Source organism: Antarcticimicrobium sediminis (assembly GCF_004348975.1).
Taxonomy (GTDB): Bacteria; Pseudomonadota; Alphaproteobacteria; order Rhodobacterales; family Rhodobacteraceae; genus Antarcticimicrobium; species Antarcticimicrobium sediminis.
This window is the reverse complement of the sequence record NZ_SMFP01000006.1, coordinates 1-18,341: the sequence shown is the minus strand read 5'-3', so window position 1 is coordinate 18,341 and position 18,341 is coordinate 1. Positions and strand designations below refer to the sequence as shown.

The following is an 18,341-nucleotide window of genomic DNA, read 5'->3' as shown; positions in this document are numbered from 1 at the left end:
CGGCAAAGCCGCCCGGGCCAAAAAGTTTTTGCGGCACGGGCGGCCTCCAATCGGTCAGAACGACTGTGTCGTGTAATCCACTTCGTCGGGATAGAACGTGTCCTCGATCGAGGTGGTGTGCTGAACCTTGAGCATCCCGCCCTCCAGCTTGCTGATGTATTGCGGGCCGAACCCCTGGTGGGTCTTGCCGTTAAAGATCTTGGCGCCCTGCGGATGCTCGTTGGAATGTGGCATGTCGGTCATCGCCTCGACCGCCTCGATCAGCGCCTGGCGATCTTTCGGCCCCTGGTAATTCGCAGCCTCCATCCCGGCCTTGATGATATAAAGGGTCTCCCAGCAGCCGAACATATGGGCATAGGTCGACACATCCCTTGAATCGTTCAGCGAGGCGCCGTTGGCATCCACCCCGACCTGTTCGCGATAGAACTTGTCATAGGGCGACTGATCAGGCTGGGCATAGCGCGGCATGCCTTCCCAGAAATGCGAGCCGTCAAGAAACTCCAGCCCCGGGCTGGTGATATCGACCGCTTCGAGGCTGTCGATAAAGCCGAACAGCTCGGGCCGCGACGGGCCAAAGAATTCGCCCATTTCCTTGACAAAGGTCAGCACCGCCGGCCCCACCATCACGTGATAGATCACCTCGGTTTCGCGCGGGATCTTGGGGAAATACTTGGTAAACGAGGTCTCGGTCGGCGGGATCGCCAGCTTTGCCACCACTTCGCCGCCCTGCGCCTCGATCGCCTCCGAGAAATAATCGCGATGGTCGTGGCCAAAGGCATAGTCGGGGAAGATCATCGTGACCTTCTTGCCAAGGTTCGAGGCGACAAAGGGCGCCATCGCCTGCACCTGGCTTTTCACGTCGGTCATGCCGGGCTGAAGCGTATAGCGGTTGAGCCCCCCGGAGGCGAGCTGATGGCCCTCGGACACGATGAAATAGGGCAGCTTCAGCTCACCGGCCCGCGGGGCTGACCCGTTCACCACATGGGAAAACAGCGTGCCGAACCCGACATCGCATTTGTGCTGGGTGGCGAATTTCTCGACCACCTCGGCACCGCGCTTGGGGTCGGTTCCGTCATCCTCGACCACGATCTCCAGCGGTCGGCCATTGATGCCGCCCGCCTCGTTGATCAGCCGTGCGGCGGCCTCGGTGGTGCGCCCGTACCAGCGACCATAGGCAGCGCCGATGCCGGTGCGGTGCATCTGGAACCCGACGCGGATCGGTTCAGCGGTCTGCGCCCCGGCATAGCGTGCCCAAAGCGGCAGGGTGCTGGCCGCAGCCCCGGCCGCCAGCGTCTTCAGCGCGCCGCGCCGTGTCGTCCCGGGCTGCTTGGTGGTCTTGTTGCTGGTCATGTCACGTCCCCTTTTCCTCGGAAACCGGGCGACCCTCTCGCCGCCACTTCCGCGATTTTTATTGCTGCTACTGTGCAAAGGCACAGATCATCTGTCCAGTTTTTTGCGCGCGCTCTCAAAGCCCGCGCGGCGAAGCGAGCAGCCAAAGCCCGAAAAATGTGTACGCGATCATGAACAGGGCCAGCGGGGCCTGGCTCAGCAACGCGCGGCGCGCGGTGCCGAAAACCCTGAGCGCGACGGCATGGGCCAGAATCACCGCCGTCACATGGCCCAGCACCACTGCGCCCGCCTGTGTCAGCCAGATTCGGCGCATGCTGTCGGTCGTGTTGAAAAACCCGGTGGTGATATGATGCGCATGCCCCGGCCCCTCATGGGGGATGCCCACCAGCCCCTCGATCATCACCCAAAGATACTGCCCCTCAACCAGAAAGGCGCTGTAATAATGTGCAATGTGATAGCCCAGTGCGATCGGCAGGATGGTCGGCGCGAACAACCGCACCGCCTCGCGCAACTTTAGCGGCGACTGATTCAGCAGCAACCCGGCCTTGATCGTTGCCGCGAAGATCGCCACCAGCAATACATTGGCCGCCAACAACCCGGCCAGATTCTGCCAGACCACCGCCGAGCGACCCGGAAACTCCAACGGGTTGAGGCCCAGAACATTAAGCCACCAGAATGTCTCGTTCACCCCGTCGAAACTGCCGCAGGCCAGAATCACCAGCATGAACCCGGCCCAACCACCGCGCGGCACCCGTGTGCGCAGCACCTGCCAGCCGCTCAGCCCCAGCGCCAACCGCCCGGCACGACGTGTCATGATGCTCATCCGGGCATAGCTGCGCATCAAAAGCGTGATCCCCTCGCCCCGGCCCAACCAGCGCGGCCCGAACACCAGCACCGCCACCAGATTCAATAGCCAATAAAGACCACCGAACCGCGCCAGCCGTTCTGGATCGGCGGGGGCCGGATCCGCCATCAGAAAGGCGGCAAAGGCCAGAAAGGTAAGGATCGCAGGCGCATAGCCCAGCCGCACCGGCAGCGGCAGCATCTGGCGCACCCCCAACCCCCGCAACATGGCCGCCGGTCCAAGCCAGGGATTGACCCAGCGCCAGATGTCAAAGGCCAGCCCCTGAACCGTGACAAGGATGATCCAGAACCCGGTCCAAATCCCCAGCGTCAACGGGTTTTCCATCGGGTCGCGCGGACCGGAAAGGCCGGTCCAGACCAGCGACAGGAAGACCAGCGCCACCAACATGCTTGTGATCTGCGGCAACCGGGTGAGCGGCAGCGGCACCAGCGTCAGCGGCGTGAACAACCACGACGCGACCCGCTCGGGCAGCACCGCCATCAAGACCACGGTCAGCGCCACCGCCGCCGCCCCCGCCGCCGTATAGACATCGGTCGGCAGCAACAGCACCAGCCCGCCTTCGGTGGCATGGGCCAGCGCCGCCCCAGCCCCCGCCACCACCAGACCGGCGGCAAGCGCGATACGCGCCATCCTTCGGATATGACCTGTCTGAACGGTTGATTTCATGGCGCGATATTACCCATGCCTCCTCCAAAGGGAAGCCGCTTGCGCCCGCAAAACCTCTGGCTGACGGTTTTTGCCCCCTCAATCGGCCCGTATCGCTCGGGCGCGGCGTTGACAGCACCGCCCGCTTGCGATGATCATTTGTCTGCGAACAATTTTGGCGGGGCAAACATGACAGGCGAAACCTCGGGCGCGGTGGTGGGCGTTGATGTCGGTGGAACCTTCACCGATCTGGTCGAGCTTGATCCAAGCACCGGGCGGGTGCGGCTGGCCAAGGTCGCCAGCACGCTCGACAATCAGGCCCACGGCGTTCTCAACGCCCTGCGCGAGGCGGGCTGTGACCTGCCAAAGCTGAGGCTGATCGTGCATGGCACCACCACCACCACCAACGCGGTGCTGGAACGCAAGCTGTCCAAAACCGGGCTGATCACCACGCAGGGCTTTCGCGACGTGCTGGAACTGGGCCGCCGCACCCGCCCGCAGGCCTATGGGATGAAGGGCAACTTCACCCCGTTGATCCCGCGCAACCTGCGCCTTGAGGTGACTGAGCGGATGGATGCCTCTGGCGCGGTGCTGATCCCGCTGGACGAGGATACCCTGATCGCCGCCGGTCATCAGTTGATCGCAGAGGGCTGCGAATCACTGGTGATCCATTTCCTGCACGCCTATGCCAACCCCGCGCATGAACAACGCGCGGCCGAGATCCTGCGCGCGATCTGGCCCAGTGATCACATCACCATGGGACACGCGCTGCTGTCCGAAAGCCGCGAGTTCGAGCGCGGCGTCACCGCCGCCGTCAATGCCTCGGTCCAGCCGCTGCTCGACCGCTATATTCGCCGCCTCACCGAGCATCTGGCCGAGGGCGGCTATCAGGGCGAGGTGCTGGTGATGAACGGCAATGGCGGCATGGTCAGCGCCGCCCGCGTGGCGCAGGAGGCCGCCAAGACGGTAATGTCCGGCCCCGCGTCGGGCGTGATGGCGGCGGCCTATACCGGGCGCCGGTCGGGCCATGAGAACCTGATCACCTATGACATGGGCGGCACCTCGACCGACGTGGCGCTGATCCGCAGTGCCGAGCCGACCGTCTCGAACGAGATCGAACTCGAATATGCTATGCCGATCCACGTGCCGATGGTCGATGTGCGCACCGTTGGCGCCGGGGGCGGCTCCATCGCGCGGGTGACACCGGCGGGGCTGCTGGAGGTTGGCCCACAAAGCGCGGGCGCCACCCCCGGGCCGATCTGCTATGGCCGAGGCGGCGAACGCCCGACGATCTCGGATGCCAACCTGTTGCTGGGCCGACTTGATCCGGCGGGGCTCAACGCGGTCGAGGGCGGGATTTCCCTCGATCACGTGCGCGATATCTTCGCCCGCGAACTGGGCACGCCGCTGGGGCTGGAGGCCACCGGGGCGGCGGCGGCGGTGATCCGCGTCGCCAACACCAAGATGGCCGGCGCGATCCGCATGGTCTCGGTCTCGCTCGGGGCCGATCCGCGCGACTTTGCCCTGTTTGCCTTTGGCGGCGCCGGGCCGCTGCATGCCACGGCCTTGGCACGCGAGCTGTCGATCCCCCGCGTTCTGGTCCCGGCCCGCCCCGGCATCACCAACGCATTGGGCTGCGTCGTGGCCGATCTGCGCCATGATTTCGTAACCACGCTCAACACCCCGCTGCACCGGCTGGACCCCGCCGATCTGCACCGGGTCTTTGCCGACCAAACAACCGAGGGCGAGGCGCTGATCGCCCGCGAAAACATCGAGATCCGCACGATTCGCCGCCTATACAGCGTCGATATGCAGTTTCAGGGCCAGACCCATCTGCTGCGGGTGCCGCTTGATCGCCCCGACGTTGACGCCGAGACCCTGCAACAGCTGTTCGAGGCGGCCTATTTCAAACGCTTCCACGTGGCGCTGGACGACATTCGCGCAAATCTGGTCAATGCCAACTGCTCGGTCATCGGGGCACGCGCCGAGCTTGACCTCTCGGCGCTGATCGACCCCGCGCAACGCAAGCAAACGCTGGAGGAGGCCGTGATGACCCGGCGTCCGGTCTGGTTCGCCGAGGGCGACGTGGGCGGTGGTTGGCACGATACCCCGGTCTATTGGCGCGACCACCTGCCGCAAGGCTTTGCCATCACTGGCCCCGCCATCGTGCAACAGATGGACACCACCCTTTTGATCGAGCCGGGCGACCACGCCAGCGGCGACGCCGACGGTAATATCATCGTGCAGATAGGAGGTGCCGCATGAGCCTCGATCCCATCACCCTTTCGGTCATTCAAGCCGGGCTACAACAGGTCTGCGATGAAATGGACCTGACGTTTTCACGCGCCGCCTTCTCTCCGGTGATCGCCGAGGCCAACGACCGATCCGACGGCATCTATGCGGCGAAAGACGGGGCGCTGATCGCCCAAGGCGCGGGCGGGCTGCCAGTTTTTGTCGGCACCATGCAGGAATCGACCCGCATCCTTGTGGAACGGATCGAACAAGGCGTCACTCCGGCACCGCAACCGGGCGACATCTATATCGTCAACGACCCCTATCTCGGCGGCACCCATCTGATGGACGTGCGCTTTGCCATGCCGTTCTATCGTAACGGCGCACTGTATTGCTGGCTGTCCAACACCGGCCACTGGCCCGATACCGGCGGCTCTGTGCCCGGCGGATTTTCCGCCTCGGCCACGGCGGTCGAACAGGAGGGGCTGCGGCTGCCACCGGTGCGCCTGTTCAAACAGGGCGAAATGGACAGCGAGATCTATGCCATCATCTGCTCAAATATCCGCGTCGCCGACCAGCGCATCGGCGACGTCAAGGCACAGGCCGCCGCCCTGTTGGTGGGTGAGGCCCGGCTGAACGAGCTGATGGACCGCTACGGCGACGACACCGTGAGCGAGGCGATCGAAGAGCTGCGCCGCCGCGCCGCGATCCAGATGCGCGCCTTCATCGCGGATATTCCCGAAGGCAGCTACTGCGCGAAAGCATGGATCGACAGCGACGGGGTGGTGAATGAACCGCTTGAAATCGCGCTGCGCGTCACCCGCAAGGGCGAAACCCTCAGCTTTGATTTTACCGGCTCCAGCGCCCCCTGCGCCGGGCCGATGAATTCAGTCCGCGCCACCACGCTCAGCGCGGTCTATCTCGCCATGCGCCATATCTTCCCCGAGGTGCCGATGAGCGCCGGCGCGTTTGAGCCGCTGGAGGTGACGGGGATCGAGGGCACCTTCCTTGACGCCCAGTATCCGCGCCCGGTCTCGGGCTGCGCCGCCGAGGTGTCGCAACGGATCGCCGAGGCGGTCTTTGCCGCGCTTGTCACACCGCTGCCCGATCGCGTCACCGCCGCGCCTGCGGGCACCAGCGGCAATTTCGCGCTCGGCGGCCACGACCCGGAACGCGGGCGGGATTTCGTGATGTACCAGATCTCAGGCGGCGGCTATGGGGGCAATGCAGACCATGACGGGCTGTCCAACGGCTGTTCCACCATCGGCATCTCAAAGGCGCCCCCGGTCGAGATCATGGAGCAGGCCTTTCCGGTGCTCTATCACCGTTATGCCCTGCACGAAGGCTCTGGCGGGGCCGGGTTCCATCGCGGCGGCTTCGGCCTTGATTACGAGGTCGAGTTGCGCCGGGGCGATGCGCGCGCAAGCTTTGTCATGGATCACGGCCGCACCGGGCCACAGGGCGTGCTGGGCGGCGGTGACGGCGCGGTGAACCGGGTGACGGTCTGGCGTGACGGTGTCGCCTATACCCCGCCGCACCTGTCCAAGGATCAGGATATTCCGCTTGCCCCCGGGGACCGGGTGCATGTGCGCACCCCCGGCGGCGGCGGCTATGGCGACCCGCTGACCCGTTCCCCCGAGGCCGTGCGCTATGACGTCGAGATGGGGCGCTATACCCCGGCACAGGCGGCAGAGCTGTTCGGCGTCGCACTCACCGGCACGCCGCCGGTCGTGGATGCAGTGGCAACTGCGCGGTTGCGCGGGCGCTGAGACTGCGCCGCAGGCAAACCGTACATTTCGCGCCACAAACTCCCCAAAACGAAAAACGCCCCGGTCGTGAAACCGGGGCGTTCTCTTTGGACGGTCGAGAAGCGGCTTAGTCGCGCTCTTCGACGATTTCCACCAGATGCGGGATCTTGCGAACCATGCCGCGGATCGAGGGGGTATCCTCAAGCTCGCGGGTTTTGTGCATCTTGTTCAGGCCCAGCCCGATCAGCGTCTGACGCTGTTTGGCAGGACGGCGGATCGGCGAACCGATCTGTTTAACGACAATGGTCTTGGCCATGGATCAGGCCTCCTCTGCGACGGCTGCAGGGGCTTCTTCCCGCTTGGGCAGGATATCAGCGACCTTTTTACCGCGGCGTTGCGCGACCAGACGCGGCGACTGCTCTTTCGTCAGGCCGTTCAGGGTGGCGCGGATCATGTTGTAGGGGTTTTGCGACCCGATCGACTTGGACACCACGTCTTTGATGCCAAGCATCTCGAACACGGCGCGCATCGGACCACCGGCGATGATCCCGGTCCCTTCCGGTGCGGTGCGCATGACAACCTTGCCTGCGCCCCAACGGCCTTGCATGTCGTGATGCAGGGTCCGGCCCTCGCGCAGCGGCACGCGGATCATGTTGCGCTTGGCAGCTTCGGTGGCCTTACGGATCGCTTCGGGCACCTCTTTGGCTTTACCCTTGCCAAAACCGACGCGGCCTTTTTGATCGCCAACAACGACAAGCGCGGCAAAGCCAAAACGCTTACCGCCTTTGACGGTCTTGGACACGCGGTTGATCGCAACCAAGCGATCTGCGAATTCGGGGGTCTCGTCGCGATCGCGACGCCCGCCCCGGTGGGGTTCTCTGGCCATGTTGGCCTCCTTCATCACCGGCACCAAAGGCACCGTTCAGATATCAATCCAGGTGAGCGTAACCGCTCCCGGATCATCGAGGCGGCCCCGAAAGGCCGCCTACACTTTAGATTTTCAAACCGCCTTCACGCGCAGCGTCGGCCAGAGCCTTCACCTTGCCATGAAAGAGGAAGCCGCCACGGTCGAAATACGCTTCTTCGACGCCAGCCTTCTTGGCACGCTCGGCAATAACCGCGCCCACCTTGGCAGCCGCTTCGACGTTTTTCTTGCCAACGAAGCCCAGATCTTTTTCCAGGGTCGAGGCCGAGGCCAAGGTCACGCCACGCACGTCGTCGATCAGCTGAACGCTGATGTTCTTGTTCGAGCGGTGCACCGACAGGCGCGCGCGCCCGACGTTGACCTTGCGGAGTTTGTTCCGAACGCGCAGGCGGCGCTTCAGAAACAGGGTTCTTTTGCTGTTTGCCATCTTGTGCGTCCTTACTTCTTCTTGCCTTCCTTGCGGAAGATATATTCACCCTTATAGCGGATGCCCTTGCCCTTATAGGGTTCGGGGCGGCGCCATTGGCGAATGTTCGCTGCGACCTGACCGACCAGCTGCTGATCAATGCCTTCGACAACGATCTCGGTCTGCTTGGGCGCGGTGACGGTCACCCCTTCGGGAGGCTCGAAATTCACGTCATGGCTCAGGCCCAGGTTCAGCTTCAGGACATTGCCCTGCATCTGCGCCCTGTAACCCACACCTTGAATTTCCAGCTCTTTCTTGAAGCCCTGTGTCACCCCGGTCACCAAGTTGGCGATCTGGGTGCGGGACATCCCCCACTGCTGACGGGCGCGCTTGGATTTGCCACGCGGCTCGACCAGCACAAGGTTACCGTCAACGCTGAGGCTGACATCGTCAGTCGCGTTAAAGGTCCGGGTGCCTTTCGGCCCCTTCACTTCGACGGTCTGGCCCGACACGCTGGCGGTTACGCCACTGGGCAGTTCGACCGGCCGTTTTCCGATACGAGACATGTCTGACCTCCTTAGAATACGGTGCAGAGCACTTCACCGCCAACATTGGCGCTGCGTGCTTTTGCATCCGACATCACACCCTTGGGGGTGGAGACAATCGACACGCCCAGGCCCTGACGGACCGACGGAATGTCCTTGACGCCCATGTAGACGCGACGACCAGGGGTCGAAACCCGTTTGATCTCGCGAATGACAGGATCGCCTTCGAAGTACTTCAGGCTGATTTCCAAGGCCGGATGACCGTTAGCGCCGGTCAGCTCTTCATAGCCACGGATATAACCTTCGTCCGCCAGCACGTCGAGCACCCAAGCGCGAAGCTTGGACGCGGGCGTGATCACGGTGCTTTTGCCGCGCATCTGCGAGTTGCGGATACGGGTGAGCATATCGCCGATAGGATCGTTCATCTCTATGCCCTCCTTACCAGCTCGACTTCACCAAGCCGGGAATCTGGCCATTCGAGCCCAGATCCCGCAGGGCGATCCGCGAGACTTTCATTTTGCGGTAATAGGCGTGCGGACGCCCGGTGAGTTGGCAGCGGTTGTGCAGCCGGGTGGCCGAACTGTTGCGCGGCAGTTTCGCCAGTTTCAGACGCGCTTTGAAACGCTCTTCCATCGGGAGGCTGTCGTCTTTCGCGATTTCTTTCAGCGCGGCCCGCTTTTCGGCGTAAATCGCCACCAGCCGTTCGCGCTTCTTCTCGCGTTCGATCATTGCTTTTTTAGCCATGTCTATTCCTTCCCGCGATCAGCTATTGAACGGCATGTTGAAATGCTTCAACAGCGATTTTGCTTCCGCGTCGGTATCCGCAGTGGTGGTGATGATGATATCCATCCCCCAGGTCTCGTCGACCTTGTCGAAGTCGATCTCGGGGAACACGATGTGTTCCTTCATGCCCATGGCATAGTTGCCACGGCCATCGAACGACTTGCCCGAAACACCACGAAAGTCGCGGACGCGGGGCATTGCGACGGTGATCAGACGATCAAGGAATTCATACATCCGGTCACCGCGCAGGGTCACCTTGGTGCCCAACGGCATGTCTTCGCGAACGCGAAAACCGGCGATGGATTTCTTGGCGCGGGTCACAACAGCCAGCTGGCCAGCGATAGCGGTCAGATCTTCCTGAGCCGATTTCGCCTTCTTGCTGTCACGGACCGCCTCGGCACCACAGCCGATGTTCAGGACGATCTTGTCCAGACGCGGAATCTGCATGACGTTCTTATACCCGAACTCTTCTTTCAAAGCGGCCCGGATAGTTTCGACATACTGCGCCTTCAGACGCGGGGTATAGGTTGCAGTATCAAGCATCGATCACGTCCCCCGTGGTCTTGGCAAAACGCACCTTCTTGTCGCCTTCCATACGGAAACCGACGCGAGTGGCTTTCCCGGCCTTGTCCAGCATCGCCAGGTTGCTCAGATCGACCGGGACTGCTTTCGACAGACGGCCGCCCTGTTCGTTCTGGCTTTGGCGGGTGTGGCGGATGGCCATATTGATGCCTTCGACCACGGCTTTACCGGCCTTCGGGTCGATCGAGGAAATGGTCCCCTCCTTACCCTTGTCCTTGCCGGTCAGCACGACGACCTTGTCGCCTTTGCGGAGTTTAGCAGCCATGATTACAGCACCTCCGGAGCGAGCGAGATGATCTTCATGAAGTTCTTTGCCCGCAACTCACGAACCACCGGCCCGAAAATACGGGTGCCGACCGGCTCATTGTTGTTGTTGAGGATCACGGCAGCATTGCGATCAAAGCGGATCGCGGTACCGTCCTCGCGGCGAACTTCTTTGGCAGTGCGTACGACGACTGCTTTACGCACATCGCCTTTCTTTACGCGACCGCGCGGGATGGCTTCCTTTACGGATACAACGATAATGTCACCGACACTCGCGTATTTCCGCTTGGACCCACCCAAAACCTTGATGCACTGAACTCGGCGAGCGCCCGAGTTGTCAGCAACATCCAGATTGGTCTGCATCTGGATCATATGGTTTCTCCCGACCTTTGGGGGTTGTTTTCTATTCTACCCCCCAGGGTTTCGTTCCAACTGAAAAGGTCTCAGGCTCAGGCCTGCAGAACTTCCCAGCGTTTCGTCTTCGACTTGGGCGCGCATTCAACAATGCGCACGGCGTCGCCCACCTTGAAGGTGTTGTTCTCATCGTGAGCCCGGTATTTCTTGGACTTACGGATGGTCTTCTTCAGAACCGGGTGCGTGAAACGGCGTTCCACGGAAACGGTTACGGTCTGTTCGTTGGCGTCGCTTGTCACGGTGCCGGAAAGGATACGTTTGGGCATCTGTCAGGCTCCTTATGCGTCGCCGGCTGCAGCAGCAGCTTTTTCGTTCAGGATGGTTTTCACACGGGCGGCGCTGCGGCGTGCCGCTTTGATGCCCGAGGTGTTTTCCATCTGACCGGTTGCCTGTTGAAAGCGCAGGTTAAAGCTTTCTTTCTTCAGGTTTGCCAGCTCCTCGCGAAGCTGGTCCGGCGTCTTGTCACGCAGTTCGTTGGCGTTCATCGCCTCTTCCTTCTCTCAATACACCAGAAGGCCCCTTTTTACGGGTCACCTTTAGACCTGGTGGATGAATTGCAAACACACGAGTCCCGTCGAGACGGGAATCCGCGAGATGTTGCTCTATAAGGGAGGGGGCATGAGAGAACAAGGGAAAGTTTGCAGAGTTTCCCGCGCCGGTCGCAGCGGTCTCGCGCGGCCTGAAACTAGCGGCCTTCTGGCGTCGATCCGATGTCGCCAACCGTGCCCGTCACGTCCGACGGCGCGTCCTTCGCGCCACCAGTGGTCTGGCGGTCTTGGGTCGTTACAGTGTCAGGCGAACCTGCCCCGCCCCCTGCGTCGTCAGGGTCATCCTCGGCAAAGTCGCCCTCATCACGAAAGATAGTGAAAAGAATAGTTGCACCAGCCAAAGCGACCAGCCCGAAAAGAAGTACAGGATCCATAACACAGAGCCAATCACATAACGAAATCTGAACTCAACCTAAACGGTCGCGGCACGCAAGATCAACCCCAATATGATCAAAAGCAGCGCGCCAGGCCCGTTATGACCAGATGATACGCGCATGCGGGCTTGCGTGGCTCCCGACGCTGCAAAAAAGGGCACCTGAGCCGATCAGCCGTCGGGCATTCGCTGAAAGTGATGCCTTACACGCCGCAACAAGCGCGCGAGGGGGCGCTCAAACCATCACAGCCCATGGGCGAGTCTCGCCCTCTCACCCCCAGTTGTAGTTGAAGCTGACGCTGATCCGTTCGTCATCCGCCATATTGATGGGCACCTCATGGCGCAGCCAGCTTTCCCACAGAAGCACCTCCCCAACTTTGGGTTCCACATAGATAAAGGGCTGCAACTTGCGTCGGGCGGTCTTGCGGCGCACAGGCGCAGCCATCATCCGTGCCGAGCGGGGATCCTCAAGTTTCAGCGCGCTTGCCCCTTTGGGCATGGTGACATAGGTCGTGCCGCTGATCACGCTATGGGGATGCAGGTGCGATGAATGCGTCCCGCCCTCGGGCAGGATGTTGATCCAGAGATCCTCCAGCGTCAGCGCCTTGCCGTCGAGGTCGAATTCCAGATCCTCGGCAAAGGCTGCGACATGGGCATCCAGCGATTTGACCAGATCGGCAAAGACCGGAAACCGCCACGGCAGATCGGTCAGAGAGGCATAGGACGTATACCCAGGGTACCCGTTTTCCTCGCACCAGGTCTGGCCGGCCTCGTCATCCTGCGCGATGGAATAGCACGAGGCCTCCATCTCGGCGGTGTCGATGGCCGGGCCGAACTCCCGAAGGGCGGCACGATAGAGGCGGGTGACAAAAAGCGATTCTATTTTGGACATGATCCCCTCTTAGCGCGGCTTGTGAGGTTGTGCGAGGGCGTGAATGCCGCAGCCCTGCCCCCCCCCCCAAAGGGTAGCCCCCGGCAAACGCGCAAGCGGCCGAAACAGAAAAACCCCCGCCGATTTCTCGACAGGGGTTTCTTTTTCTTACCGGCGCGCAGTCCGCGGAACATCCGGGATGTTCGGCCAAACTGCGACCGTGTTCGCCGCCAGAGACGGCGACAGGCTTACCAGTCTTCGCGCGTAACGATGCGGGTCTTGATCGGCAGCTTCATCGCAGCCAGGCGCAGCGCCTCTTTGGCCACGACTTCATCAACACCGTCGAGTTCGAACATCACGCGGCCAGGCTTGACCTTGGCAGCCCAGTAATCGACCGAACCTTTACCTTTACCCATCCGAACTTCGGTTGGTTTCGAGGACACAGGCGTATCCGGGAAAATCCGGATCCAGACACGGCCCTGACGCTTCATGTGGCGCGTCATGGCACGGCGAGCAGCTTCGATCTGGCGCGCGGTAACGCGCTCAGGCTGCAGCGCCTTCAAGCCGAAGGTCCCGAAGGTCAGGTCGGATCCGCCTTTTGCGAGGCCTTTGATCCGGCCTTTGTGCATCTTGCGGAATTTTGTACGCTTAGGTTGTAGCATTGTACATTCTCCTTAGCGACGGCCGCCGGCGCCACGCGGCGCAGGTCCGTCCTGAATCTCCTGCGACCGACGATCGCGGGCTGCAGGATCGTGCTCCATGATCTCGCCTTTGAAGATCCAGACCTTGATCCCGATGATCCCGTAAGCTGTCTTGGCTTCGGAGAGCGCATAATCGATATCGGCCCGCAGGGTATGCAGGGGCACGCGGCCCTCACGATACCATTCGGTCCGTGCGATCTCGGCACCACCCAGACGGCCGGCGACGTTCACCCGGATCCCCAGAGCACCCATACGCATGGCGCTTTGAACCGCGCGCTTCATCGCGCGACGGAACGAAACCCGACGCTCGAGCTGCTGGGCGATGTTCTCGCCAACCAGTTGGGCGTCCAATTCGGGCTTGCGCACCTCAAGGATGTTCAGGTGCAATTCGCTGTCGGTCATGCTCGCCAGCTTCTTGCGCAGAACTTCGATATCGGCGCCTTTTTTGCCGATGATCACGCCCGGACGTGCGGTGTGGATCGTAACGCGGCACTTTTTGTGCGGACGCTCGATGATCACGCGGGCCACGCCGGCCTGCTTGCACTCGTTCTGGATGAAATCGCGGATTTTCAGGTCTTCAAGAAGAAGATCACCGTAGTCCTTGGTGTCGGCGTACCAGCGGCTGTCCCAGGTACGGTTGACCTGGAGGCGCATGCCGACCGGATTGACTTTATGACCCATTAGGCTTGCTCCTCGACTTGACGCACCTTGATGGTGAGCTCCGAAAACGGCTTGCGCAGGGCGCCGAAGCGACCACGTGCGCGCGGGCGGCCGCGCTTCAGCACCAGGTTCTTACCGACGTAGGCTTCGGCCACGATCAGCTCGTCCACGTCAAGGTTATGGTTGTTCTCGGCGTTCGCGATTGCGGACTGAAGGCATTTCTTCACGTCCTCAGCGATACGCTTGTTCGAGAAGGTCAGATCAGTCAGCGCCTTTTCAACCTTCTTGCCGCGGATCATCGCGGCCACCAGGTTCAGTTTTTGCGGGCTGGTCCGAAGCATGCGAGTTTTCGCCATTGCTTCGTTGTCTGCCACGCGGCGGGGGTTCTTTTCCTTGCCCATGACTTACTTCCGCTTCGCTTTCTTGTCTGCGGCATGACCCAGATAGGTCCGGGTCGGCGAATATTCACCGAACTTCTGACCGATCATGTCTTCCGAGACGTTGACTGGGATATGCTTCTTGCCGTTGTAGACACCAAAGGTCAGCCCGACGAATTGGGGCAGAATGGTGGATCTACGCGACCAGATCTTGATCACTTCTTTGCGCCCGCTTTCACGTGCCGCTTCTGCCTTTTTCAAGACATAGGCGTCAACGAAGGGGCCTTTCCAAACAGAGCGTGCCATATGTTAGCGCCCTTTCCTACGTGCGTGCCGCGAGCGGACAATCAGCTTGCTAGACGCTTTTTTCTTGTTGCGTGTACGAGCACCCTTGGTCGGTTTACCCCATGGGGTCACCGGGTGACGACCGCCCGAGGTCCGACCTTCGCCACCACCATGAGGGTGATCGACCGGGTTCATGACCACACCACGAACCGACGGACGCTTGCCCTTGTGGCGCATGCGACCGGCTTTACCGTAGTTCTGGTTGCTGTTGTCGGGGTTCGACACGGCACCAACGGTGGCCATGCATTCCTGACGGACCAAGCGCAATTCGCCCGAGCTCAGACGGATCTGAGCGTAGCCGCCATCGCGACCCACGAACTGTGCATAGGTGCCAGCTGCACGCGCGATCTGACCACCCTTGCCGGGCTTCATCTCGATGTTGTGCACGATTGTACCGATCGGCATGCCCGAAAACGGCATCGCGTTGCCCGGCTTGATGTCGACCTTGGAGCCGGCGACAACCTTGTCACCAACGGCCAGACGCTGCGGCGCAAGCATATAGGCTTGCTCACCGTCATCGTACTTGATCAGCGCGATAAAGGCGGTCCGGTTCGGGTCATATTCGATCCGTTCGACGGTCGCCGTCACATCGAATTTATTCCGTTTGAAGTCTACGATCCGGTAGAGGCGTTTTGCTCCGCCCCCGCGTCGGCGAGAGGTGATTCGTCCGGTGTTGTTGCGGCCGCCCGATTTGGTCAAACCCTCAGTGAGGGCCTTGACCGGACGTCCTTTCCACAGCTCCGAACGGTCGATCAGCACCAGCCCGCGCTGGCCCGGCGTCGTCGGCTTATACGACTTGAGTGCCATGCTTTCTGTCTTCCGTTTAGCACGCGAAACCTTAGGGGTTGCCCTTGGGTTCGCTATATTGAAGGCCCCCGTAGGTGCCTGGGATGTAGGGCCCCGAAGGTCCCCGGTTCAAAATGGTGCGGGCCCCGGAAAAAACCGGGGCCCGACCAGATTCGCGGTTTCCTATCAGAGACCGGTGCTCACGTCGATAGTATTTCCCTCTTCGAGGGTGACGTAGGCTTTTTTCACATCTTTACGACGGCCGAGCTGGCCGCGGAATCGCTTGGCCTTACCCTTGGTGATGGTGGTGTTGACCGCCTTCACCTTGACCCCGAACAGCGCTTCGACCGCTTGCTTGATCTGCGGCTTGTTGCTGTCGATCGCCACTTCAAAGACCACGGCGCCATTCTCGGATGCCATGGTGGCTTTTTCAGTGATAACCGGCTTGCGGATCACGTCGTAGTGTTCAGCTTTTGCGCTCATTTCAGTCGAGCCTCCAGAGCTTCGACACCCGCTTTCGTGAGCACCAGGGTGTCACGCTTCAGGATATCATACACGTTTGCGCCCATGGTCGGCAGCACGTCCAGGCCTTCGATGTTGCGGGCGGCCTTGGCGAAACCTTCGTTCACCGTCGCCCCATCGATGACCAGCGCGCGCTTCCAGCCCAGGTTCTTGAGCTGCTTGGCCAGCGCTGCGGTCTTGCCTTCGGACTCAGCGAAGTCAATCACCACCAGCTCACCGGCTTTCGCCTTGGCACTCAGCGCATGGCGCAGACCCAACTTGCGGAATTTCTTCGGCAAGTCATGGCCGTGGCTGCGCGGGGTCGGACCCTTGTAGATACCACCCTTGCGGAAGATCGGCGCGTTGCGGTCACCGTGGCGTGCGCCGCCGGTGCCCTTCTGGCGATAGATCTTCTTGGTCGAGTAGCTGGTCTCGGAGCGGGTCTTGACCTTGTGGGTCCCGGCCTGCGCCGAGGCGCGCTGCCAGCGCACCACACGGTGCAGGATGTCCGCACGCGGCTCCAGACCGAACAGCTCTTCCGACAGTTCGATGTCGCCGGCTTTGCCGCCGTCCAGTTTGATCACATCAAGTTTCATGCTTCACCACCTTCCGCGGGGGCTTGCGCTGCTTCGGCCGCGGCTGCTGCCACCTTCAGACCTGCCGGAAACGGCACGCCTTCGGGCAGTTTCTTCTTGACCGAATCCTTGACCGTAACCCAGCCACCTTTGGAGCCAGGGACGGCGCCTTTGATAAAGACCAGACCGCGATCAGAATCGGTGCGAACCACTTCGAGGTTCTGGGTGGTCACACGGGCAGCGCCCATATGGCCGGCCATTTTCTTGCCTTTGAACACCTTGCCGGGATCTTGACACTGACCCGTCGACCCGTGCGAACGGTGCGAGATAGACACACCGTGCGTCGCGCGAAGACCGCTGAAGTTGTGCCGCTTCATCGCACCGGCAAAACCTTTACCGATCGAGGTGCCCGACACATCCACTTTCTGACCTTCAAGGAAGTGGGTTGCCGCGATTTCGGCCCCAACTTCGATCAGGTTGTCGGCGGAGACCCGAAACTCGGCCAGCTTCCGCTTGGGTTCAACCTTGGCGGCCGCGAAATGGCCGCGCATGGCTTGGCTTACCCGTTTCACCTTGGGCGTACCTGCGCCAAGCTGAACAGCGGTATAGCCGTCTTTGTCGTTGGTCCGCTGCGCGACAACCTGAAGGTTGTCCAGCCGCAGGACGGTGACGGGGATTTGACGTCCGTCATCCATGAACAGCCGGGTCATGCCGACCTTCTTTGCGATAATTCCAGAGCGCATCTGTTAACCCTCCGTCCTTACGACTGCAGCTTGATTTCGACGTCCACACCAGCGGCGAGGTCGAGCTTCATCAGCGCGTCCACGGTCTGGGGGGTCGGATCAACGATGTCCAGAAGCCGCTTGTGGGTGCGGATCTCGAACTGGTCACGGGATTTCTTGTCGACGTGGGGGCCACGCAGAACGGTGAACTTTTCGATTTTGTTCGGCAGCGGGATCGGGCCGCGTACACTGGCACCGGTCCGCTTGGCGGTGTTGACGATTTCCTGCGTGCTGGCATCCAGCACACGGTAGTCAAACGCCTTCAGCCGAATACGGATATTTTGGCTTTGCATTATTGTCGCCCTTTTAGGCTTTGGAGTTGATAGGAGGACCGCCGGCTCACCCGGCGGCCCTCGTCGAACCCGAGTAGAAACTTACTCGATGATCTTGGATACGACGCCAGCGCCGACGGTACGGCCGCCTTCACGGATGGCGAAGCGCAGGCCGTCTTCCATTGCGATCGGGGCGATCAGCTCGACCTCGAACTTCAGGTTGTCGCCCGGCATCACCATCTCGGTGCCTTCGGGCAGCGTCACGGTGCCAGTCACGTCTGTCGTCCGGAAGTAGAACTGCGGGCGATAGTTGGCGAAGAACGGGGTGTGACGACCGCCTTCATCCTTGGTCAGGATATAGGCTTCGGCTTCGAACTTGGTGTGCGGGTTGACCGAGCCCGGCTTACACAGAACCTGGCCACGCTCGACAGCTTCACGGTCGATGCCGCGCAGCAGGGCGCCGATGTTGTCGCCAGCTTCCCCACGATCGAGCAGCTTGCGGAACATTTCAACACCGGTACAGGTGGTGGTCTGGGTGTCTTTGAGACCGACGATTTCGATGGTGTCGCCGACGTTGATCACGCCACGCTCGACACGACCGGTCACAACGGTGCCACGGCCGGAAATCGAGAAAACGTCTTCGATCGGCATCAGGAACGGTTGGTCCACGGCACGGGCCGGGGTCGGGATATACTCGTCCACGGCCGCCATCAGTTCGCGGATCTTGTTTTCGCCGATCTCGGGATCGCGGCCTTCCATTGCGGCCAGAGCCGAGCCTGCGATGATCGGGA

The 18,341-nt window shown here is 61.5% G+C and carries 27 protein-coding genes; 2 read left to right on the top strand and 25 right to left on the bottom strand.

Going from position 1 to position 18,341, the window contains the following annotated elements:
• Positions 1–54: 54 nt before the first annotated feature.
• Positions 55–1,350 carry an ABC transporter substrate-binding protein gene (locus tag E1B25_RS10440; protein ID WP_132829048.1) on the bottom strand — a complete coding sequence of 432 codons (1,296 nt, stop codon included), beginning with the start codon at positions 1,348–1,350 and terminating at the stop codon, positions 55–57.
• A 115-nt stretch (positions 1,351–1,465) separates the two neighbouring features.
• Complete coding sequence (locus tag E1B25_RS10435) at positions 1,466–2,845, bottom strand: hypothetical protein (protein ID WP_132829047.1); 1,380 nt, start codon at positions 2,843–2,845, stop codon at positions 1,466–1,468.
• Positions 2,846–3,049: 204 nt separating this feature from the next.
• Between E1B25_RS10435 and E1B25_RS10430 the strand changes: the two genes are divergently transcribed.
• Complete coding sequence (locus E1B25_RS10430; protein ID WP_132829045.1) at positions 3,050–5,125, top strand: hydantoinase/oxoprolinase family protein; 2,076 nt, start codon at positions 3,050–3,052, stop codon at positions 5,123–5,125.
• On the top strand, positions 5,122–6,861 hold the full coding sequence (locus E1B25_RS10425; protein ID WP_132829043.1) for a hydantoinase B/oxoprolinase family protein: 1,740 nt from the start codon (positions 5,122–5,124) through the stop codon (positions 6,859–6,861). Before E1B25_RS10430 ends, E1B25_RS10425 begins: the two co-directional genes overlap by 4 nt.
• A gap of 106 nt (positions 6,862–6,967) precedes the next feature.
• Here E1B25_RS10425 and rpmD read toward each other — a convergent pair whose 3' ends face one another.
• From rpmD to E1B25_RS10310, 23 genes are all read right to left on the bottom strand, one after another.
• On the bottom strand, positions 6,968–7,156 hold the full coding sequence (rpmD, locus tag E1B25_RS10420; RefSeq protein ID WP_132829042.1) for a 50S ribosomal protein L30: 189 nt from the start codon (positions 7,154–7,156) through the stop codon (positions 6,968–6,970).
• Between the two features lie 3 nt (positions 7,157–7,159).
• Positions 7,160–7,726 carry a 30S ribosomal protein S5 gene (gene rpsE / locus E1B25_RS10415; RefSeq protein WP_132829040.1) on the bottom strand — a complete coding sequence of 189 codons (567 nt, stop codon included), beginning with the start codon at positions 7,724–7,726 and terminating at the stop codon, positions 7,160–7,162.
• 106 nt (positions 7,727–7,832) lie between these two features.
• Positions 7,833–8,192 (bottom strand): 50S ribosomal protein L18, encoded by a 360-nt coding sequence (rplR, locus tag E1B25_RS10410; protein WP_132829039.1) that lies wholly within the window; start codon positions 8,190–8,192, stop codon positions 7,833–7,835.
• 11 nt (positions 8,193–8,203) lie between these two features.
• Positions 8,204–8,737, bottom strand: coding sequence for a 50S ribosomal protein L6 (rplF, locus tag E1B25_RS10405; protein WP_132829037.1), 534 nt, complete (start codon positions 8,735–8,737; stop codon positions 8,204–8,206).
• An 11-nt stretch (positions 8,738–8,748) separates the two neighbouring features.
• Positions 8,749–9,141, bottom strand: a complete 393-nt coding sequence (gene rpsH, locus E1B25_RS10400; protein WP_132829036.1) for a 30S ribosomal protein S8 — start codon at positions 9,139–9,141, stop codon at positions 8,749–8,751.
• A 13-nt stretch (positions 9,142–9,154) separates the two neighbouring features.
• The gene (rpsN, locus tag E1B25_RS10395) at positions 9,155–9,460 is read right to left on the bottom strand and encodes a 30S ribosomal protein S14 (protein ID WP_132829034.1); all 306 of its coding nucleotides are present in this window, start codon (positions 9,458–9,460) and stop codon (positions 9,155–9,157) included.
• Positions 9,461–9,478: 18 nt separating this feature from the next.
• A complete protein-coding gene (gene rplE / locus E1B25_RS10390) occupies positions 9,479–10,042 on the bottom strand; it encodes a 50S ribosomal protein L5 (RefSeq protein WP_132829033.1) in 564 nt (187 codons plus the stop codon).
• A complete protein-coding gene (gene rplX / locus E1B25_RS10385; protein ID WP_132829031.1) occupies positions 10,035–10,346 on the bottom strand; it encodes a 50S ribosomal protein L24 in 312 nt (103 codons plus the stop codon). Before rplX ends, rplE begins: the two co-directional genes overlap by 8 nt.
• Before the next feature lie 2 nt (positions 10,347–10,348).
• Complete coding sequence (gene rplN / locus E1B25_RS10380) at positions 10,349–10,717, bottom strand: 50S ribosomal protein L14 (protein ID WP_005621870.1); 369 nt, start codon at positions 10,715–10,717, stop codon at positions 10,349–10,351.
• Positions 10,718–10,794: 77 nt separating this feature from the next.
• On the bottom strand, positions 10,795–11,025 hold the full coding sequence (gene rpsQ / locus E1B25_RS10375; protein WP_132829030.1) for a 30S ribosomal protein S17: 231 nt from the start codon (positions 11,023–11,025) through the stop codon (positions 10,795–10,797).
• A gap of 12 nt (positions 11,026–11,037) precedes the next feature.
• Positions 11,038–11,244, bottom strand: a complete 207-nt coding sequence (gene rpmC, locus E1B25_RS10370; RefSeq protein ID WP_132829029.1) for a 50S ribosomal protein L29 — start codon at positions 11,242–11,244, stop codon at positions 11,038–11,040.
• Positions 11,245–11,444: 200 nt separating this feature from the next.
• Positions 11,445–11,681 carry a hypothetical protein gene (locus E1B25_RS10365; protein WP_132829027.1) on the bottom strand — a complete coding sequence of 79 codons (237 nt, stop codon included), beginning with the start codon at positions 11,679–11,681 and terminating at the stop codon, positions 11,445–11,447.
• Between the two features lie 270 nt (positions 11,682–11,951).
• Positions 11,952–12,572, bottom strand: a complete 621-nt coding sequence (locus E1B25_RS10360; RefSeq protein ID WP_132829026.1) for a 2OG-Fe(II) oxygenase family protein — start codon at positions 12,570–12,572, stop codon at positions 11,952–11,954.
• A 227-nt stretch (positions 12,573–12,799) separates the two neighbouring features.
• Complete coding sequence (gene rplP, locus E1B25_RS10355) at positions 12,800–13,213, bottom strand: 50S ribosomal protein L16 (RefSeq protein ID WP_132829024.1); 414 nt, start codon at positions 13,211–13,213, stop codon at positions 12,800–12,802.
• Between the two features lie 12 nt (positions 13,214–13,225).
• Complete coding sequence (gene rpsC / locus E1B25_RS10350) at positions 13,226–13,933, bottom strand: 30S ribosomal protein S3 (protein WP_132829023.1); 708 nt, start codon at positions 13,931–13,933, stop codon at positions 13,226–13,228.
• Positions 13,933–14,313, bottom strand: coding sequence for a 50S ribosomal protein L22 (gene rplV / locus E1B25_RS10345; RefSeq protein WP_132829021.1), 381 nt, complete (start codon positions 14,311–14,313; stop codon positions 13,933–13,935). Before rplV ends, rpsC begins: the two co-directional genes overlap by 1 nt.
• A gap of 3 nt (positions 14,314–14,316) precedes the next feature.
• Complete coding sequence (gene rpsS, locus E1B25_RS10340; RefSeq protein ID WP_132829020.1) at positions 14,317–14,595, bottom strand: 30S ribosomal protein S19; 279 nt, start codon at positions 14,593–14,595, stop codon at positions 14,317–14,319.
• 3 nt (positions 14,596–14,598) lie between these two features.
• Complete coding sequence (gene rplB / locus E1B25_RS10335; RefSeq protein WP_132829019.1) at positions 14,599–15,441, bottom strand: 50S ribosomal protein L2; 843 nt, start codon at positions 15,439–15,441, stop codon at positions 14,599–14,601.
• A 165-nt stretch (positions 15,442–15,606) separates the two neighbouring features.
• Positions 15,607–15,903 (bottom strand): 50S ribosomal protein L23, encoded by a 297-nt coding sequence (locus tag E1B25_RS10330; RefSeq protein WP_132829017.1) that lies wholly within the window; start codon positions 15,901–15,903, stop codon positions 15,607–15,609.
• Positions 15,900–16,517, bottom strand: coding sequence for a 50S ribosomal protein L4 (gene rplD / locus E1B25_RS10325; protein ID WP_132829015.1), 618 nt, complete (start codon positions 16,515–16,517; stop codon positions 15,900–15,902). Before rplD ends, E1B25_RS10330 begins: the two co-directional genes overlap by 4 nt.
• A complete protein-coding gene (gene rplC / locus E1B25_RS10320; RefSeq protein ID WP_132829013.1) occupies positions 16,514–17,239 on the bottom strand; it encodes a 50S ribosomal protein L3 in 726 nt (241 codons plus the stop codon). The genes rplD and rplC overlap by 4 nt, the downstream gene beginning before the upstream one ends.
• A 17-nt stretch (positions 17,240–17,256) precedes the next feature.
• Positions 17,257–17,571: a 30S ribosomal protein S10 gene (rpsJ, locus tag E1B25_RS10315; RefSeq protein WP_108838874.1), complete on the bottom strand. Its 315-nt coding sequence runs from the start codon at positions 17,569–17,571 to the stop codon at positions 17,257–17,259.
• A gap of 81 nt (positions 17,572–17,652) precedes the next feature.
• On the bottom strand, positions 17,653–18,341 hold a 689-nt coding region (locus E1B25_RS10310; RefSeq protein WP_245510679.1), incomplete at its 5' end, for an EF-Tu C-terminal domain-related protein.

Coding starts and splice junctions, on each gene's coding strand:
- E1B25_RS10440 (WP_132829048.1), bottom strand. CDS start 1,350: ATGACCAGCAACAAGACCACCAAGCAGCCCGGGACGACACGGCGCGGC.
- E1B25_RS10435 (WP_132829047.1), bottom strand. CDS start 2,845: ATGGCGCGTATCGCGCTTGCCGCCGGTCTGGTGGTGGCGGGGGCTGGG.
- E1B25_RS10430 (WP_132829045.1), top strand. CDS start 3,050: ATGACAGGCGAAACCTCGGGCGCGGTGGTGGGCGTTGATGTCGGTGGA.
- E1B25_RS10425 (WP_132829043.1), top strand. CDS start 5,122: ATGAGCCTCGATCCCATCACCCTTTCGGTCATTCAAGCCGGGCTACAA.
- rpmD (WP_132829042.1), bottom strand. CDS start 7,156: ATGGCCAAGACCATTGTCGTTAAACAGATCGGTTCGCCGATCCGCCGT.
- rpsE (WP_132829040.1), bottom strand. CDS start 7,726: ATGGCCAGAGAACCCCACCGGGGCGGGCGTCGCGATCGCGACGAGACC.
- rplR (WP_132829039.1), bottom strand. CDS start 8,192: ATGGCAAACAGCAAAAGAACCCTGTTTCTGAAGCGCCGCCTGCGCGTT.
- rplF (WP_132829037.1), bottom strand. CDS start 8,737: ATGTCTCGTATCGGAAAACGGCCGGTCGAACTGCCCAGTGGCGTAACC.
- rpsH (WP_132829036.1), bottom strand. CDS start 9,141: ATGAACGATCCTATCGGCGATATGCTCACCCGTATCCGCAACTCGCAG.
- rpsN (WP_132829034.1), bottom strand. CDS start 9,460: ATGGCTAAAAAAGCAATGATCGAACGCGAGAAGAAGCGCGAACGGCTG.
- rplE (WP_132829033.1), bottom strand. CDS start 10,042: ATGCTTGATACTGCAACCTATACCCCGCGTCTGAAGGCGCAGTATGTC.
- rplX (WP_132829031.1), bottom strand. CDS start 10,346: ATGGCTGCTAAACTCCGCAAAGGCGACAAGGTCGTCGTGCTGACCGGC.
- rplN (WP_005621870.1), bottom strand. CDS start 10,717: ATGATCCAGATGCAGACCAATCTGGATGTTGCTGACAACTCGGGCGCT.
- rpsQ (WP_132829030.1), bottom strand. CDS start 11,025: ATGCCCAAACGTATCCTTTCCGGCACCGTGACAAGCGACGCCAACGAA.
- rpmC (WP_132829029.1), bottom strand. CDS start 11,244: ATGAACGCCAACGAACTGCGTGACAAGACGCCGGACCAGCTTCGCGAG.
- E1B25_RS10365 (WP_132829027.1), bottom strand. CDS start 11,681: ATGGATCCTGTACTTCTTTTCGGGCTGGTCGCTTTGGCTGGTGCAACT.
- E1B25_RS10360 (WP_132829026.1), bottom strand. CDS start 12,572: ATGTCCAAAATAGAATCGCTTTTTGTCACCCGCCTCTATCGTGCCGCC.
- rplP (WP_132829024.1), bottom strand. CDS start 13,213: ATGCTACAACCTAAGCGTACAAAATTCCGCAAGATGCACAAAGGCCGG.
- rpsC (WP_132829023.1), bottom strand. CDS start 13,933: ATGGGTCATAAAGTCAATCCGGTCGGCATGCGCCTCCAGGTCAACCGT.
- rplV (WP_132829021.1), bottom strand. CDS start 14,313: ATGGGCAAGGAAAAGAACCCCCGCCGCGTGGCAGACAACGAAGCAATG.
- rpsS (WP_132829020.1), bottom strand. CDS start 14,595: ATGGCACGCTCTGTTTGGAAAGGCCCCTTCGTTGACGCCTATGTCTTG.
- rplB (WP_132829019.1), bottom strand. CDS start 15,441: ATGGCACTCAAGTCGTATAAGCCGACGACGCCGGGCCAGCGCGGGCTG.
- E1B25_RS10330 (WP_132829017.1), bottom strand. CDS start 15,903: ATGAGCGCAAAAGCTGAACACTACGACGTGATCCGCAAGCCGGTTATC.
- rplD (WP_132829015.1), bottom strand. CDS start 16,517: ATGAAACTTGATGTGATCAAACTGGACGGCGGCAAAGCCGGCGACATC.
- rplC (WP_132829013.1), bottom strand. CDS start 17,239: ATGCGCTCTGGAATTATCGCAAAGAAGGTCGGCATGACCCGGCTGTTC.
- rpsJ (WP_108838874.1), bottom strand. CDS start 17,571: ATGCAAAGCCAAAATATCCGTATTCGGCTGAAGGCGTTTGACTACCGT.